This is a genomic window from Nitrospirota bacterium, assembly GCA_030645475.1.
In the GTDB taxonomy this organism is placed as follows: Bacteria; Nitrospirota; Nitrospiria; order Nitrospirales; family Nitrospiraceae; genus Palsa-1315.
In genome coordinates, this window is the sequence record JAUSMA010000068.1 from 13168 (window position 1) to 31040 (window position 17873).

A 17873-nucleotide genomic window follows, 5' to 3' on the forward strand; every position below is an offset into this window, starting at 1 on the left:
AATCATCAAGCCGCGGCCGGCTGTATCATCCTTGCCTCTGTGTTAGCGACGAGCTGCTGCTTCGGCAAACTGCCGCACACTGTCGTTATAGTCAAACAAGGCCAACTGCATCTCTTTGATAGAGCGATCCTTCGTGGCAAAACTGATCACCAGTTCTCTGGTCGGAAATGCATTCAGGATCGAGACAAAGGGTCCCATGTTCTGGCGCGCCTGCCGGGGATCGTACTTCTGAATATAGGCTTTGGCGATCTCATTGATACTCTGGTCGAGGGCGCCATGCATCGTGTTCGAAATCAGAATCTTCATCGCTTCCGGGGTGACGTAGTTGTAGGCCACCTCAATCAACTCTTTGAATATCGAGCACACGGCGGCACCGGCTTCAGGAATCAGTCCACAGGCCGATTCCACGACGTTACCCACCGTATCTTTGGTCGTGCCCATCGTCGAGACCGCGAGGTTGGCGACAAAGGCGCCGGCGCCAGGCATGTCGCTGTCGACCCATTTGTGACCGGAGAATCTCAGAATTTCCATGGCAACCTGAATCGCCACTTCCTCAGGCCAGATCTCCTGTTTATCCAATACTTTTTGCAAGTCTTGCAGGGAGGTTTGAGCTTGTTGCGGATTGCCTAAAGAGGCCGACATCGCCCTCACCTTCTGGGCGACCTTGCGGACATGGCTCGGCCGGATCAGTTGCTCCGCCGCCACGCCACGGATAATGCGATCCAGCTCTTTTTGGTTCGGCAAGAGAGGGCCGAGGCTATTTCCTGTCATGTCGGACTGCATGATCTGATTGAATACCTGGCCCATTTGTTGCCCCACCGGATCGAGAATGGCGGGAAGCACCTTGGTCTGCAACAGGTTCATAGCCTTATCAGCGATCTGCTGTTGAACCCCACGCGCAACCTGTTTCATGGCGGGAATGTGAGGCTCCATCGCTGCATAAACACACTTGGCTGAAGGGTCACGTTCCGCCAGCTTCTTGAGCGCTCGGACTGATCGATCGAGGACGATGTCGACTTGCGGCAGCTTGCCGTTCGCTGCGGATTCCCGTAATCCCGCCAGTTCCTCATGCATCACAATGTCGAAATTGCCCTCCATCTGCTGCCAGACTTCCATAATGAGATAGGGCGGAAAGGCAGCCGGGTTGGCAACGAAGCGTTGTGTGAGCTGCACCATGTCGCGCTGAGCGGATGAGGCCGCCGCCAGGCAAGTGTTCACCCCGTCCAGATTCATCTGGCCGAGAGCGGCGAGGGCTTGAAGATCCTTCTGGAACTTCCCTGCAAGCGGGGCAAGGGGGTTGTTCTTTTGCAGGTTTGCCAATTGTTGTTCAAGACTATCTTTCTGTCTGTCGAGCGCCTTCAGTTGGACATTGAGTTGCGCCTGGGCCTTCGCGACTTCGAGATTGACCTGGCGGTCGACCTTATCGTTGAGACAGTCGGTGGTCTGGCGGATATCCGGTGTGATTCGACATCCGAGAACCGGAGTCCGTCCTAGATTATCGATCGCGCCACGCAAGTCATCGATTTGCCCTCTCAGCGGGCGAGTAGCATCCTTTATCTGGTCCTCGATTTTATTATCGAGGCAGCGTTTGACCGTGTTTACGTCTAGCGAGATCTCGCAGCCAAATACTTTGATTGAGCGGCTTTGTACCTCATCATTCGGATCGGAGACGGCCTCCTGGGCTGGACTCAGTGAAGGAGAGAAACTGACCGCGACGGCGAGGAATGTAATGGCGACTTGCTGGTTCATCTCCGGTTCTCCTTTGCGAGAGTAAGGCACAGTTCAAATGGCAATTCCATCAGCCGGTAACATCCTCACTGGCGAGCCGGAACGCGAATCTATCGTTCTGTGTGGTTGTGGAAAACAGTCTTCGAAACAACTCAATCGATCTGCTAGTTCAAGTATGTCGTCTGGTCTGACCATTCGGTTCAGCCAATCGTTTCTATTGTTATCGTGGTCGCGCCGATGCCTCTGCAAGTTCTCGCACACTGACGTTGTAATGCTCGACAGCCAAGCGGGTTTCTTTGATATAGGACTCGGCCAGGAACAGGATCGCCTCCTTCTGAAGATTATCCACAAGCGGAGCAAACGGCCCGGCCTGTCGCCGCAGATCGTCCAGCACTGCATTGGCATCTTGTCCCGCATTGCGGTGCATCGAGTCCTTCACTTTGTCCATAAACGCATCGAATGCTTTGTTCATTCCGAAGAGTACCCCTTGTTTCAGGGCCGGTCGACCGACCCATTCCCACCCCTTTTCCGCGACCCACAACACGGCATCGCAGGCTGCGGCACCGACTTCCGGGATGAGTCCGCAGGCGGCGCCTGCCACTTCATCGACGGTGTTTTCCACTGCCCCGAGGGACTTCATGGCCGCTTCGACCATGAAAGCGCCGCCTGGTGGAACAGCCAACCCCGCACCGAGATCGATCTCAGCCCGTTCGCTGTCGATGAACTTATGGCCGCTAAAACGAATAATCTCTATTCCGATATCCAGGTAGGCCACCGCCGGCAATCGGAAGGTATTGTCGAGCGACGTCCGCACCGTTGCGAGCGCAGCTGGCACTCCTTGCCGGTTCTGAGCATCCAACGCCACCGCGAGCAGATGTACACGATCGGCGGATTGATGGACCGCCGGAGGATTCAGCAAATAGGCCGAGAGAACTCCTGTGGCGATATCCTTCACCTCGCCGGGCCCCGGAAAGAGATCCTTTACGTCTGTGAGACCACGTGAGGTAATTTCCTCAATTGGTGCATTCTCTGCCTCCTCCAGACCACGGCTTCGAATCATCCCCAATGGCTGCTGAAATACCTGAGGTGCAACCGGTGCTATTTGCATCACAGGAGGAGCCCCGGCGCTACCTGATGGCTGGCTCGGCGGGACAGAGGCTGACGACCAGGTCGAGGCCGATCCCGGCAAGGTGACTTTCGCCTGTCGCATGCTTGCGCCGATGGCTGCTTTGAGCCCTTTCCCAACTGCTTCGTCGACGAGCGGCTTCAGCCGCTGACTGTACAATGCATCCATCCTCGTGCGGATGGTCGCTTGGAGTTCTGCCGCGGAACGCTGAATATCAGGCATGCGGGGATTGATCTGCTGGAGGAGACAACGGGCGCCTTCGTGTTTTTCCGCCATCCGTCTGAACTTCGCTAATCCATAGGCCGGGTCGGCCATGCGCAACGCCATTTGAGACGACGGCGCGCGAAGAGCCTGAAGTTCTTCAGCCATCAATCGATCGAAATCCGAGTCGACCAAGCGCCAGATGTCGTCCACAACCCATTTAACAAATTCTCCAGGATTTCCGTTGAGCCTCTGGATATATTGCGCGACATCCGTACGGCCGCTCGCGCGGGCTGATTCGAGGCATTGCATCAATGGCTCAATCTGCAGCGAGCGGGCTGCTTGCAGGATCTGTTGTTCTCCTCGGAGCTTTGCCAGAAACGGGCTGTTCTGCAGTTCTTGCCTAGCCGCATCGGCCTGACGCTGGGCCTCTTGGGCCTTCTTGTTGGCATCGTCGACTCGCCTGTTTGCCTCGTTCTTTGCCTCATTGACGCGGTCGTTGACCTTGCCGTTGATGCAACCTTCCGGGTTGTCGCCGAAGTTAAATGAGCAACCCAGGATGTTGAAGGCATGGAGAGTCGACGCACTTGATAACGCGAAGGTGAAGGCACAAAGCCCTGCGTACATGATGTGTCGGGATTTCATCGATCAATACCTCCTGGATAGTGAGACAATCGTCGGTCGCTCCTCCGAGCCCACCTGTCGGAATGCGAAGATGGATGGGCGCCCCTGAGACAAGACATTGTTCATTGGTCGGTCCTGTGACGCAGAAGGTTCATGTGCATTTGCGCGGAAGTGTAGAAGCCGTCTCCTGGCTTGTCAACGCAGCGAATCGTCATGCTCTTGTGGCCTCTGGAGTGTGGCCATCACCCGCCGGCCTTCTTCTGCATCGGTCACTCGACAGAGATATCCATTGGCCACCACATGCCACCCGCTGTGCAGGAGCATGAGACGGAACGAGTCGACTGGTCGAATCGCGTGCTTGTCGAAATAGAGAATCTGCATCGATCGTCTCGCGCATGAAGGGGAAACAGTCATAGTCTCAAATTCCGATGGCTTGATGCCACGGATACTGCAATTGAGACAGGTTGACTTACCTGTAGGTCGAAGCAAGTAGCGGATTAGTTCACGAGGATTGAACGAGACGTTCTCGATCAGAAGAAATAGCGAAATCGATGATCGTTGAGGACTCGTTGACTTGCGGTGCGGGCACACGAACCAGGATGCTCGCCTGCCCGATCATGGAGAGAAGCACAAATTCGAGTGATTAATGGCCGCCCTTCTTTTCTTCCTTCCGGATAGGCTTCTCCTTTTGTGCGAGGGCCTTCTCAACCAACTCAAGCAATACGGGTGTTGGGTCCCATCCGCGTGGCCGAATCTCGCTGTACGAACCTACGGCGTCCAATCCTTGCGCGTGGGGAAGGAGGAATACAACATGGTGTCCATCCTCCTTCGCGGGAATGGACAGGGCCACAGGCTCGGTAACCGTATCCGGATGGTGCATCACGAGCGCCTCGATCAGAAAGGCGCTTCCGCCTTCAGGAGCTAGTTGCATCGTTGTCGCGCCGATGGCGTTCACCCTATATGTTCCGGTCGGAACAACCAGTGGTCCTCCCTCTGGGCTCATGAAATGCACGGGGCGGTCCAAATGAATCACCGATGGCGTACGGTCTGCCAGGGTCGAGGCCGGTACCGTCACAGCGCTCATAGCCGGTTCGGACCCAGAGGGTACTGCCTGTTCACCGTATGCAGCCTGGCCAAGCGGCGTGAGCAGGAGAAGCGCCACGATGACTCCCCGTCGCTTCCAATATGAGCCGATCCATTCGTGTTTCAAGGCATCCTCCATCCGTAGACCTAACCATTCACCAGGTAAGTCGGAGTTAGGTAAGAAAGGTTCGAAACAGTTTCGCGCGAAATAGTAGCCTTCGAGATGCACGAATGCAATGTGCGAGAGGGCTCACTGCAGAACAAAACGTCCCTGATACGTGTTTGAAACCTAGAATCCAGTTCCCACTCAAAACTATCTATGGAATCCAGACAACGCAGAATCTCCTTTTCTTTATCCGCAAGGGCTTCATCTCTTTCCATTCTCTACTACCTTCCGTTCTTGGCTAACGACACGTGAGTGCGGACTGACTGAGAGGGAGACGAATCGCAGAAAAACTCTGCTGCTGGGGAGGCGACCATCGACAGCCCCAGGCGTCGTTACAGCCGGCCACCTGCACGGTTTTTATGCCGGACAACGAAGGACCTGAGAGGGAACAGGCGTGAGGATGGTCCTGAAGCGACCCTACTCTGGGCGTATCCATTCGCGGCTGGCGCAGCAGATTGCCGGTTTCGCAGGTCGCGTTCGCCTCGCGCACGCAGGGGATGTAGTAGGCATTGCCACTCCAAGCCTGCCAACGGAGAGAGAAGGTTGACAGCGACACTCCAAGGATCACAGGTGAAGGCTCTCGAGAGACAGCGGGGATGTGTATTTCGCTATGAGCAAGATCCCACAGACAGTTCCGACTTGAACCGCTACAGGCTGCAACCGCCAGGGCTAAAGATTGTCCATGAAAGGAGGCTAACTCGGGATGGTCCTTGAGATCCAGAATGTATCTCGGCAAACCTGCCCCTGCCACATAGGTTGCAACCGGCTGTGGCATGCGGCAACCGCCGGGAGGACAGAAGCTTGCCATTTCCGGAGGGAGCTCTCGCTGGTAAACAGGCTGTTGTCCAGGCGGAATCTCACCGCTATCGCTGCAGAGATCACGGAGCATCCCTGGGAAGTTAACTAATCTATAGGTGAAGTTGATATACACAAGGGGAAACGAACTGCCCGCTGTCGCGAGACAGACCCGATAGTGAGTCACCGCGTTGGATATCGCGCCGCGCCATTCGAGCCGGTAGCGAGAGGGAGACTCCTGGATTGGCTGAATAGTTGCGCGGTCGATGAGCGGCAGCATGTCCACGTGAATGGGTGCCGACCATGAGCAGGGATGTTGCGCATCGAGGCAGGCTCCTACCGACCCCTCAAAAGCTCCGGTTTCATAACCAACACTGATTCCGACGACCGGCACTCGAACAGGTCTAGCGGGTAAGGGAGACGCCTCATACTTCCATTCCCACCCCGAGGTGCTCAGGGAGGTTCCGGTATTCACAATTACACGGTTATCTCCCTCAACGGAAGCGCCGGCTTGATGTATCGTAGATTCTCGCGAGCCGTCAGCACAGATTGCCCGGGTGTTCGGCTGCAGATGGCTACGGTCGACCAGACAAAAGAGATAGTGGTGTGCCCCTTCCACCGGACCTTGAATATTGAGTTGAGGTCTATCATTGACCAGCGGCCATTGCGGAGGGTTGAGCACCGGAGCATTCAAGACGAGCTTCCAGGTCAGCGAGCGCGGGCGGGCGTAGGTGCAGGTCAACGGCGCCGAGCCGCCGGCGAGCCGCCCGCCGGATGTACTGATGATGGGGCTCGGTACGCAGGCGCCCACCGTCCAGATCAAATTCTTTTGTTGCCCATAGGCCAGCAAGGGCTGGAGCATCGGTCCGGTTATCCGATAGGTCCGCATAGTCGGCGGGAGATTCGGAATAACCACAGAGGTTGTTGATGCTTGGCCCGGCCTGGCGCAGGCCCTCCCCGCCTCCGAGATACAAAGCTGATACGAAATCGGCGCAAGTGTTCCCGTGCCTGGTTGCCAGGAGACCGATTCACCCCAGGCGGCGATGCTGTGACCGGCCAGGGGAGCCGTCAGCAGCGGAGCCGGCGGCGTGCCGGCCACGCGGGCTATCTCTCCGAACGCCTGCAGGCCTTGCTGGACTTGGCCCTGAGCGAGTGGTGTCGGTGAGTTGCCTGGCCCAGCCGAAATAGGAGCTCTCGACTGGACTCCGGTCAGTGAGCCAACCGCCTCAAGTGCGGTCCCGTCGGGATGCAGTAGGACTAGATGGAGGGTATCTTCGTCGGTCAGGATGAGCGCCGCGGTCAAATCCGAGAGCGGTTCTTCGTGATGGATCGACGCGGCTCCAACGATGAGCGCGGGCGCGCCTCCCTGCTCCAAGAGTCGTAGCGCCGATTCGTTCGCCCCTTCGACGGCGTAGCTGCCTGGTGGAATCGTCAGAGACGCGCCGTCCGGGGCAGTAAAATAGGCTGGCTGTTCCAAGAGAATCCGTGGTGCAGAAGGTTGCTCCTGGGCAGAGAGACCGCCTGACGCGACGAAACAACCGACAAGCACGAGCAAGCAGAGACGATAGGATTGCATGGAATGCACCTCGCGTATTCTCGCCACGCTGTAGCCCCGATGAAATCGGCGGCTCATCCTCGACGGAGCGGAATGTGCTCATGAAGGCCTGCGTTATCGTACGCACCAGACGGAACCGCCTGCCCCTGAACCTGACCCAGGCGCTGTCCCGGTTGCACCGGCCGACGAGCCTCCGTTCAGTGAGAATGATACCCTATAGACAAACGGGTAGTCCTCTCCATCGCCGGCATGATAGGGACGCGTTGCACCGTCGACAGTGCTTGTCCAATACCATGGATCACCTCCGCCTTGTACTCCGATAAATGGACTTTGCTGAGTGAGCGGCGCGAGGGTGTTTAACTCCTGCACCGTCGGCAAGCGCCAGCCTCTGTGAGGGGTCAGGGTGTTCGGCACCCCAAGCTTGACGCAGATATCGCTGGCTTGAGGCCACATCAGTTTGGCCGTCCCCGGTTGGCGTTGCCAGATGAGTCCTGTCTCTTTGTCGACGACAGCCCCCCCGCCATAGACGACTTCCCATCGCTGGGCAGGCGGGTATTCGTAACGCTGTTCAGTTTGAGCCTGAATTCGTTCGTCCAGAAGACGTTGTTGCTCATGTGCCACACGAGTTGTTTCACTGAGGATGTCGACTTTTCCAACAAGGCTTTTTAGTACCCCCTCAAGCTGGATCACTCTCTGTTCAAGCCGTTCGACGCCCTGAAGTATCTTCGCCTCATTTGAATACTGAATTTGTGGCGGCGCCGATTGAATCGGCGCCAACCCAGGCACAGGCTTTGTTGGTTGAGCACTTCCCTGTGCCGAAGGGAGTTGTGCAATTTGCAATGGTGTGACCAGTGGATAGTCATCGGCAAGGGAAAGAGAAAACATCAATAGAATATTAGCCGCACAGGTGAGCATGATGAGAACAGCGCGCATATCATTTCCTCCAGTGGGCTATTGGATTATAAATCGGTGACGGCATGTGCTTAACGATGCCAACGCCGAATGATCTGTTTTCCTATCGCTCCTGACAAACAGCCTGGCTCGCTCGTTACGGCAAGGGGCACTTGGGCCATGTTTGAGTGTCTGTTCCCACCCATGTCCGCACGCGTTTCTCCCATTCGGCAAACGTGATCCCAGGAATCCGCTGAATAGCCCACTTGATGAGGTCGTCTCCCAGTAGATGGGCCAGGACACCGCTCCCTCCAATGGAGCCACTCCTTGCCATGTGATTGCATGTCTCGGGAATCGACAGACGGCTGAAATCGGCTGCCGCCGGGGCGCGCCATGTATCGTCGAACCCTGTGGCTTTCGAGTGGCATCCGGCGCAAACCGTTCGATTGGTGGCATCGGTACCTTGGGGAAAGCGGCTTTCCGTGACATGTTGTTGATATTTCACATTGAGGTTCACCATGCCGTGGCAGTTGAGGCATTTTGACTCTTGCGTCACGGGATAGACCCAGTAAAAACTATTCTTGTTCGTGACCTCGATCAGAATCGACCGAGATGCCGATACCGTGCATTGCTCGACTCGATTGCAGGCTTCCACCGTCCAGTGAAACCCATACCCGCTTTCCGCATAACGATCCCAATACTCCAGTGGGATGGAAAGAATGCGTGATGTGGTCGGACCGTTGCTGCATGTATTCACGCGGTAGATCGATCGAACGAAGGTACCTTGCTCCACTCGTTCCCGTTCGCGATTTTCGGCCAGACAGAGCTTGTAGGCGACTGCACCGATTACCGGTTGCCAGGAGAATTGATAGGGCTGCCATTCAAGCTGATACTGGTTTTGATCATGGTGTGTGGGACTGAGCAGAGCCCCCGTGACAGGGGCGAGTAAGACTGGCGCTGAAGGAACCGCGAGCGCGATCTGCCGTGTGGCGCGTTGATAGATGCAGCCTACGGCGTTGTTACAGGCGGCCACTGTCCAGTGTAGCGGTCCTTGCCGAAGCAACGACAGGTCTGCTTGCGGAACAAAGGTCGTGGGTTGAAGATTATTGAGAACGGCAATCCGTTCCACGACGGTCTGTGCTGTGGCTCCAGGCTGAGTTGGGCAAGGCTGGCCGGGTTTGGCCAGACAGATGAGGAAGTAGTCCGCAGAAGCGACATGAGGGAAGTCCCACCGGAACGTCGGTCGATATGTCTCCACCGCGGCGTTGACTCCCGGGCTTTGTAGCGTCGGCGCGGGCAGCGTCCACACGACAGACCGAGGGAGGCTTCGACTGCAGGCATCCTGGCCTGCTACCAGCATGCTCGGAGCGCAGGCTGTGACAATCCACTGTAAGCGCTTCCCCTGAAATCTGATTGGGAGAGGGACGTCATACTCCGTCGCTGTGATAGGTCTACCAGTTTGCGCGGTGGATCCACCCGTCCCCAATGCGAGCCCCACACCAAGCTCATACTGTGCCGTTCCGGCAGCCGCTCGATCTTCCAGCGTACGAAAGACGACGGCACGGCTCGCCGACGAACAGAGTTGGTTTTCCTCCACCACACAGAGTTCATAACGTGTTGGCACAGGCTGGCCGGCGCCTGGATGCCACTGGAACCTCACGGCTGGTCCGTTCAACGTTGTCTCTGCAAGAGGGAAATCTTGAATAGGGAAAGACGGCGACCCCAGTGGCCTGGCTTGCGCCTGAAGCTGAGTCCCGGCCATGGCTTGACTAATTTGAATGTGACTGACTGGACCGGTCGAAATCCCTCGTCCTGTGATCCCGCTCACGCTCCCAACAGCATCCAAGGCGCTGTGATCCGGCAACAAGAGCACAATATGCTGTTCACTCTCACCCACAACCATCGACAGCGCGACTGACGATTCAAGCGTTTCTGAATGGGTCGTGGGCGTTGCCGTGATAAAAAAAACGGCTCCACCGGTCAAATGGGTCAGTCGTAAATGCGACTCACCCTCGGGGTCAACTCCATAGCTGCCGGCCGGTATCTCGGTCACAATCCCATCCGGCGCGGCAAAATATATCGGGTATGTCAATGAAACATTCGCGACATTCAGATCGGCATGTGCCGAGAACGCTCCTTGAGCTAAGAGGCAAAGTGCTAGGCCAAGTCCTCTCCGAAATTTTGCATATCGGTTCACAGTCTGGCCTCCGTTTCAAGCGACATGGGGCGCTCTCGGTTCTGTCTGCGAATCTCTCTCGCGTAATGGTGTGTCGTTCACGGCCTCCAGAAGGTTCATATGAAGTGGAAATCGGGGAGCAAATGATGCGGCCTCACTCTTCTAAAATCAAGGGAATTTACTCCTACTCTTTCAATTGTGAAGGGATATCAAGAGCGGCTGTGCCGGAAAAAGCGCGGCTTCAATGGGCGAAGCCCTCCTCTCAGCATTGAGTTCGCTAGAGATCTTGGCTTTTTCCCCGAGTTCCTGTAGCTTGGAGACGTCCAATCTATTATGGTGCATGTGCCTGTATTCCTTAGAGGAGGCTGTATGAGTACGCGGATGACGCAGATTGCAAAGGGCCTGTTCGTACTGGTCTTGGTAACAGGATGTACAGCGCCGTTATTTGAAATAACCGATAACAAGATTGAGACGGGTACTGAAGCCCCCGTGACGAGTGAACAGATCAAGACTGCGATTCTGGAAGCCGGGAAAGGCTTGAACATGAAGATGGTGACGACGAAACCCGGTGAGATACAGGGGACCTATCAAGGTGGGAGCTATACCGCCGTCGTGTCCATCCCCTATACGAAACAAAACTACGGGATCCATTATAAGAGCAGCACAAATCTCAAGTACGACGGAAATAAAATTCACAAGAAGTACAATGCGTTTGTGAACAACCTAGATGTTGCCATTCGCCGCGAGTTGTCGAAGATTACGAAGGTGACACAGCCGCAGAGGGCCGAGGAACCGACCACCATGGGTGGCTTGATGAACTGGGTCAGAAGTGTCGGCGGATCAGATGAGCCGAAGGATAAGCCTGCCGCTGACAGCTCGAAAGAGAAAACGAAGTAATGTGGACTGCTGTGGGATCGAAACCAGAGGAGGCGGCAATTACCCTGCCGCTTGCTCAGCGTTTGATATAAGGTCGCACGCCTTCTGATTCCCGTTCTTGCAGGCGTAGCTCCAGAGAGCCCGTGCGAGCGAACGATCTCTGGCCACGCCTTCGCCGAGCGAAAAGAGCGTCCCCAACGCGGTGCAACTATTCAAATCTCCGCTCCGGCATCCCTTCTCGAAGTATCCGGCGCCGCGCCGGATATCTTTGCGGACGGAGTCTCCCAAGAGGTAGCGGCTCGCCAAGCGAAAACATTTCTCACCATCTCCGTCCTGGCAAGACTTCTCCAACGACGGTGAGTCATTCTTCACATGCTTGCTCTCCGGTTGAGCCTTCGGCTCCGGCGTAGCCAGCGCCGGCGGCTTTGATTGAGGCACTTCATCTTGCTTCTTCAGCTTGGCGGTCACTTTCTCAAGCTCCGCATGCAACCGGGCAATTTCGGCGGCTGACTCGTTCGGGCTTGCCTGCTGCGGCTCGTGCGATTGACGCGTCGTCGTTTGATCTGGAATAAACACAAACTCGCCTTGCTCAGGAGTCAACGACCAAAATTGCGGCCGTTGAGTATGCCCGAGGAGATGGGCCGCTGCGTATACGCGCTGATCGAGGTACGTGTAGAGCTCTGATGTCGGAATTACACCATCCTCGTTGAGATCGGCCAAGCCCTTTCCTAGCCCCTCCAAGAGATAGTAGGTGAAGGCACTATGTCCCCATGTGGGACTTTCTACGGCTTGTTGATCGGCTCCTCCGGCGGTTAAGAGCTGCCGGCCCTTCTCGCGGGTGATCAGCTTGAGATAGGCATCTGTGGTCGGAGAAAGACTGCGAAATCGTTGGCCCGCGATGCCTCCATAACAGGAGTCGATCAAGAAGAGGATTTGCTTGGCTGGTAATGCTTGGGCCAACGACTGGATCAGTCCCATATCGATGGCAGTTCCGCTCAGAGCTGAGGCTTCGGCATCGACGGGCAACAGAAACCCCATCGCATTCCCGGCCCCATACTTCCTCGTCTCGCCATGACCGGCGAAAAATATGACAACTTGATCCTGTTCCCCGACTTGACTTGGCAACCGATCGCCGAGTTCCTGCAGAATGGCTTTCCTCGTGGCCGCTTTGTCGAACAGCGACGTGACCTTGAATCCCTTCTTCGTGAAAAGATCGGCGATGCCCTTCGCATCAGCCACCGCGTAGGTCAAGTTGGGGACATGCTGATAGGCATTGATCCCGATCACCACGGCCCAGGACTTCCCACTTCGCCCGGCAACGAACTCCGCAGGCGACTTGCCATCAATGTCCGTGACTTTCACCCCGCGACTCGTTCCTGCATCGACCTGCGCGGTCCATAACACCATCAGAAGGAGTGCAGCGAACGCCACTCCATTTGGCAGCCAACACATACAGTGCGGCAACTGCAGAAGGGACAGGTGAAAGAATTGAGATTGTCGGGAAAGACGAGCCATCTGCTCCTCACTGCAGAGACAGGAACTATGATACGTATCCGTTGGTCGTTAACGAGACCGGTGCTTTGCGTACTTTAGATTGAGTCTCTCGGGGGATCGCCCTGGGCCATCATCCGAAATACAACAGCCACCCCCCAGATTCCAAAGGCTGCGTTATGATTGTCTATCGCTTCGAAGGGAGAAATGGTTCACGCAGGCCTTCATACATGGAAGTGTAGAAGCCGCCCTTAGCCTTGTCAACGCGGCGCATTGCCACCCTATTGCGGCCATAACCCACCAGTCCTCATCGACGTCGTCGACCCGGAAGAGATACTCTCGTTCGGTCATGATTCTACTGCCCCTCTTTCCGTGCTTCATGACATTTCTCCCCGTGATGGTCCCTTTCCACCAGAGCAGGCACCTCAATATTCGTCAATACGGCAGGAAACACTCAGATCTGTGAACGAAAATCCTTATGCGTTTTCCTCTTCCATTCTTGACTCGCCCCTCTTACGATACAGCCAACGCCTTGAGGAATGTCTTCGTATGTCACGCTTATCGCTCGATCAACTCGAACAACTCGTCCAGGGTCACCACTGGGACCCCCTCGCGATTCTTGGCCCCCATCCAATCGTCCAGGGAAATTCCCAGACTGTTGCAGTTCGCTGCTTCCTGCCGGAGGCCATTGATGTTGCACTGCTTCTCAGTGGGCAAGATCGGCAGCCCATTCCGATGGTGCGCGCCCATGAAGCCGGTGTGTTCGAAGCAATCGTTCCGGGGCCGCTAGGACCGGTCCCTTATCGCCTTCGCATCACCGACCATGCGGGACAGATCTCAGAGCGGCATGATCCCTATGCCTTCCCCCCCCTTCTCAGCGACTATGAGCTGCATCTCTTTGCCGAGGGCACCTTCTTCAAAGCCTACGAGACAATGGGCGCCCATCTCAGGACCGTGGAGGGGATCGCTGGAGTCCATTTTGTCGTCTGGGCACCGAACGCCCTGAGAGTCAGTGTCGTAGGCGACTTCAACCAATGGGATGGCCGCCGCCACCCCATGACGAATCGCGGAGCCACCGGACTCTGGGAACTCTTCATTCCGGACCTCACTGACGGCACACTCTATAAATATGAAATCCGTTCGCGCCATCATGACACCCCGCTCCTGAAAGCCGATCCCTATGCGGTGGCATCGGAGCTGCGCCCCAAGACCGCATCAATGGTCCACTCGCTCGCTCCCTACCGCTGGAAGGACCAGTCCTGGATGGCGGCTCGGGCACAGCAAGATCCGCTGGCGACGCCCCTCTCAATTTACGAGGCCCATCTCGGATCCTGGATGCGTATCCCCGAGGAAGCGGATCGCTGGTTGACGTATTCAGAGCTAGCCAAAAAGCTCATCCCCTACGTAAAGAATATGGGATATACCCACGTCGAACTACTCCCGATCACAGAACATCCGTTCGACGGATCCTGGGGTTATCAGACCATCGGTTACTTCGCCGCAACCAGCCGACACGGGTCTCCCGAAGACTTCATGGCCTTCGTCGACACGGCGCATCAGGCCGGAATCGGTGTGCTCATGGACTGGACTCCCGCACACTTTCCCGACGATCCGCATGGGTTGTCCCAATTTGACGGCACACACCTCTATGATCATGCAGACCCAAGGCTCGGCTACCATCCTGACTGGCACAGCCGCATCTTCAATTACGATCGCGTCGAGGTCCGGAACTTCCTGATGAACAGCGCCCTCTTCTGGCTGGATCGCTACCACATCGATGGCTTGCGCGTGGATGCCGTCGCCTCGATGCTCTATCTCGATTATGGTCGGAAAGAAGGGGAATGGATTCCCAATCAGTTCGGCGGGCACGAAAACCTCGGAGCTGTCACGCTGCTCAAAGACTTAAATGTCCTGGTCCACCGTGACTTCCCTGGCGCCATCACCATCGCCGAAGAATCCACGTCCTGGCCGGGAGTCTCACGCCCTACCTATGCGGGAGGACTCGGTTTCACGTTTAAGTGGAACATGGGCTGGATGCACGACATGCTGGAATATTTCAGCCACGATGCCGTCCACCGCCCCTTCCACCAGAATCAGCTGACGTTTGGACTCCTCTACGCCTTCAATGAAAACTTTGTCCTGGTGCTCTCGCACGATGAAGTCGTGCATGGAAAACGGGCACTGCTCGACAAGATGCCCGGCGACGAGTGGCAACGTTTTGCCAACCTTCGCGCGCTCTACAGCTTCATGTATGGGCATCCCGGCAAAAAAATGCTGTTCATGGGTGGAGAGTTCGGGCAGTGGCGTGAGTGGAACCATGAGAGCAGCCTGGAATGGCATCTCTGCGCGTTGGATCGACATGTGGGGCTCCAGCGGTTCGTGCGGGATCTTAACTGGCTCTACCGCCAGGAACCGGCGCTGCACGAACTCGACCACGACTGGACCGGCTTCCAATGGGTCGACTTTCGCGATGCGGACCATTCCATCATCGCCTTCCTGAGAAAAGCCAAGGATCAGGACAACCAGATACTGTGTGTGTGTAACTTCACCCCGGTCCCCCGCTACAACTATCGAATTGGCGTGCCTCGCGAAGGCTACTACCGCGAACTGTTAAACAGCGATGCTTCGGCTTACGGCGGGAGCAACGTGGGCAATGCAGGCGGACTCCAGACACAGGCCCTCCCCTCTCATGGTCTACCTCATTCGCTTGCAGTCACACTCCCACCCCTATCGGTGTTATTTCTCAAGCGAGCCTGATCGAGCAGAGCGCAGAAAACGATTCTGATAAGTCTGAAGCCCGAGAGTCCCTTCGCATGCCAGAACACTGAAACGTTCCCGCAGGCTACTCAAAAAGGCCGGCCAGCAAGGCCGCAGCCGATGAATGCACCGGAGGCGTAGCCTCTGGGCTACGTTGAGGATGCTTTCGAGGCGAGAACGAAGCTGACGGCCTTTTTCAGTAGCCTGCGGGAAGGGGATTACCAGGTGCGGAAAGGACCGCAATCGAGATGGATGAAGTTCTTACGCGGATAGTAGCCAACCCCACCATACTGAAGCTTCATCGCAGCATGCCGCAGCTCACGAGGAGTGACGCCAGGAATATAAAAATCGAGCGCCTGCCCCTCAATATGTAAGCTGTGCCGCGCCACTCGCCGGCTCCGTTTCACAAGCTGGGCATTGTACTCGGGTGACCGATAGCCGGAAATCACATGGATCTCTCCGGCGCCATCAACCGACTTCTGCACGAGATTCACATGCTCCAGCATCCGCACGTCGATGGCGGCCACTTCTCCGGTGTGATGGCAGCGAAGAATATGGTTTACCTCATCCAACGCCGTCAGATCATAGTTCCCCGCCTCGTCTCGATAGCGGACTCTCAGCCGTTCGTCGGTGTGCACGTTGAAGAACGTCAGCTCCCCATCGGGGAGTTCATCCGCACGCGCGGCCGAGGGACACAACAGCCTGCTGCCGAGTAACAACAGCCCGACAACGGACGTTTTCAAGAGAGACCGACGAGTCCAGGACCAGGAATCTTGATGTGGCAAGGAGAGGCTCCGGGAGAAAATGCACTGCATATTGGCAGAACAACTCTTTCGCTTGTATCAAACACAAGAGAGTCCGTCAACCATTTCCTCTACCGGCCCATGGGTGTGACATCAATGAGAACTGCCAATTACAGTAATATTCTTCATGTCAGCCCTACCCCATCGCAGTGAGCGCATCATGTCGGGAATTGTGAATTGACCATTCCACCCGAAACCCTCAGTGGTCGCTCTCTGGTATGATCGAACATAAAAGGACTATTGATCGTGGCACAACATACTCGGCCTGCTTCATATTGTCGTGATACTCCCCCTGTGGGAATTGTTTTGCTCATCTCTGGGCTTCTACTCTTCGGCAATGCCGACGCGGCCCTCACCGGTCGCATCCTCATCGCAGGGTATGGCCCAGAATTACCTGTCATACAAGATCTGGCAAAGGCCTATGAGCGGCTACATCCAGGCACGGCGATCGACCTCGAATGGGAGAGCACCGTGCGGGCCGCTCATCTGGTAAAAACCGGAGAAGCACAGATCGCCGTTACGGACCAACCAGATCCTGCACTCAAGGCCACGCAGATTGCATGGGATGGCATCGCGGTCATTGTCAATTTCTCCAACCCTATCAAAGCCCTGTCCAGCGCCCAAATCAGTGGGATATTTGCTGCACAGATCACCAACTGGTCCGAGCTGGATGGTGCTGCAACCAACATAGAAGTCATTCCTCGCACGGCGGCGAACAATCTCACGGCCGGCTTCAAGGATTCCTTGGGCCTCACAGCGCGGATAGTGGCATCGGCGGCCCCGGTTCGTTCCGATCAAAATGTATTGCGTTTGGTATCCGGACGTGACGCCACGATCAGCTATATTTCTTTAGCCACAGCGTTGAAAGCGCAAGAGGATGGCATTTCGATTCAGATCCTCACGATCGATCAGGTCGATCCAGGAGACGCCACCGTAAAAAATGGGCGATACCGTCTGCGCCGACCGGTCCTCATGCTCACCGGAACACAACCGGACCCACTCACCGAATCATTTCTCTCCTTCGTCCATTCGGTCAACGGGCAAGAGTTGCTGCGCAGCATGTTCGTTCCCCTTGAACCATCAGATCCGACGACCACGCCTTCAACGGTGCAACAACTCGATCGATCCTCACCGAGATCGTGATCACCACGGCTCCCCATCAACTTCTCCCTGGACAGGAGAACCCAACATAGGTAAGATCCAAAACATTACGGATACCTCTTACGCTTATGGCTACAATTCTTGTTATCGACGACGAAGAATCGATCCGAAGCCTTTTGAAGGAAGTCCTTCAGAGAGCCAACCACCGTGTGCTCGAAGCCCGCGATGGTCGTGAGGGATTGATTCTCTACCAACAGAACAAAGTCGATCTGGTCCTCATGGACATTCTGATGCCGGGAACCGACGGCCTTGAAACCACGTTACAACTCACACGGGAATATCTCGACGCGAAGGTCATCGCCATGACCGGTGCCCAAGGCGACCGCAACTTTCTCGACGTCGCGAAACTGTTCGGCGCCCGTCGCGTCTTCGAAAAACCCTTCGACCTCGATAAACTCATGCAAGCTATCGACGAAGAACTCGCCAAGTAGCCAGACGTA

Annotated in this window: 13 protein-coding genes; 4 read left to right on the forward strand and 9 right to left on the reverse strand. The window is 56.1% G+C overall.

Going from position 1 to position 17873, the window contains the following annotated elements; genetic code table 11:
* Positions 1-42: 42 nt before the first annotated feature.
* The 7 genes from Q7U76_14410 to Q7U76_14440 all read right to left on the reverse strand — a co-directional run bounded on the left by Q7U76_14410 (position 43) and on the right by Q7U76_14440 (position 10261).
* Positions 43-1749 carry a hypothetical protein gene (locus tag Q7U76_14410; protein MDO8357577.1) on the reverse strand — a complete coding sequence of 569 codons (1707 nt, stop codon included), beginning with the start codon at positions 1747-1749 and terminating at the stop codon, positions 43-45.
* A gap of 199 nt (positions 1750-1948) precedes the next feature.
* Positions 1949-3700: a hypothetical protein gene (locus Q7U76_14415; protein MDO8357578.1), complete on the reverse strand. Its 1752-nt coding sequence runs from the start codon at positions 3698-3700 to the stop codon at positions 1949-1951.
* A 174-nt stretch (positions 3701-3874) separates the two neighbouring features.
* Positions 3875-4060 carry a hypothetical protein gene (locus Q7U76_14420; GenBank protein ID MDO8357579.1) on the reverse strand — a complete coding sequence of 62 codons (186 nt, stop codon included), beginning with the start codon at positions 4058-4060 and terminating at the stop codon, positions 3875-3877.
* A gap of 262 nt (positions 4061-4322) precedes the next feature.
* Positions 4323-4889, reverse strand: a complete 567-nt coding sequence (locus Q7U76_14425) for a hypothetical protein (protein ID MDO8357580.1) — start codon at positions 4887-4889, stop codon at positions 4323-4325.
* Between the two features lie 277 nt (positions 4890-5166).
* On the reverse strand, positions 5167-7299 hold the full coding sequence (locus Q7U76_14430; GenBank protein MDO8357581.1) for a hypothetical protein: 2133 nt from the start codon (positions 7297-7299) through the stop codon (positions 5167-5169).
* 93 nt (positions 7300-7392) lie between these two features.
* Positions 7393-8211: a DUF1566 domain-containing protein gene (locus Q7U76_14435; protein MDO8357582.1), complete on the reverse strand. Its 819-nt coding sequence runs from the start codon at positions 8209-8211 to the stop codon at positions 7393-7395.
* 115 nt (positions 8212-8326) lie between these two features.
* Positions 8327-10261, reverse strand: coding sequence for a hypothetical protein (locus tag Q7U76_14440; GenBank protein ID MDO8357583.1), 1935 nt, complete (start codon positions 10259-10261; stop codon positions 8327-8329).
* Positions 10262-10714: 453 nt separating this feature from the next.
* Here Q7U76_14440 and Q7U76_14445 point away from each other — a divergent pair, with 453 nt between their 5' ends.
* Complete coding sequence (locus tag Q7U76_14445) at positions 10715-11242, forward strand: hypothetical protein (protein ID MDO8357584.1); 528 nt, start codon at positions 10715-10717, stop codon at positions 11240-11242.
* Between the two features lie 39 nt (positions 11243-11281).
* Here the strand turns inward: Q7U76_14445 and Q7U76_14450 are convergent, their stop codons facing one another.
* Positions 11282-12628 carry a caspase family protein gene (locus Q7U76_14450; GenBank protein MDO8357585.1) on the reverse strand — a complete coding sequence of 449 codons (1347 nt, stop codon included), beginning with the start codon at positions 12626-12628 and terminating at the stop codon, positions 11282-11284.
* 633 nt (positions 12629-13261) lie between these two features.
* On the opposite strand from Q7U76_14450, the gene glgB reads away from it, so the two are divergent.
* Positions 13262-15469: a 1,4-alpha-glucan branching protein GlgB gene (gene glgB / locus Q7U76_14455; GenBank protein MDO8357586.1), complete on the forward strand. Its 2208-nt coding sequence runs from the start codon at positions 13262-13264 to the stop codon at positions 15467-15469.
* Between the two features lie 218 nt (positions 15470-15687).
* Here the strand turns inward: glgB and Q7U76_14460 are convergent, their stop codons facing one another.
* Positions 15688-16212 carry a DUF882 domain-containing protein gene (locus Q7U76_14460; GenBank protein ID MDO8357587.1) on the reverse strand — a complete coding sequence of 175 codons (525 nt, stop codon included), beginning with the start codon at positions 16210-16212 and terminating at the stop codon, positions 15688-15690.
* Positions 16213-16566: 354 nt separating this feature from the next.
* On the opposite strand from Q7U76_14460, the gene Q7U76_14465 reads away from it, so the two are divergent.
* On the forward strand, positions 16567-17415 hold the full coding sequence (locus Q7U76_14465; protein MDO8357588.1) for a substrate-binding domain-containing protein: 849 nt from the start codon (positions 16567-16569) through the stop codon (positions 17413-17415).
* An 86-nt stretch (positions 17416-17501) separates the two neighbouring features.
* Positions 17502-17864, forward strand: a complete 363-nt coding sequence (locus Q7U76_14470; GenBank protein ID MDO8357589.1) for a response regulator — start codon at positions 17502-17504, stop codon at positions 17862-17864.
* Positions 17865-17873 lie beyond the last annotated feature (9 nt).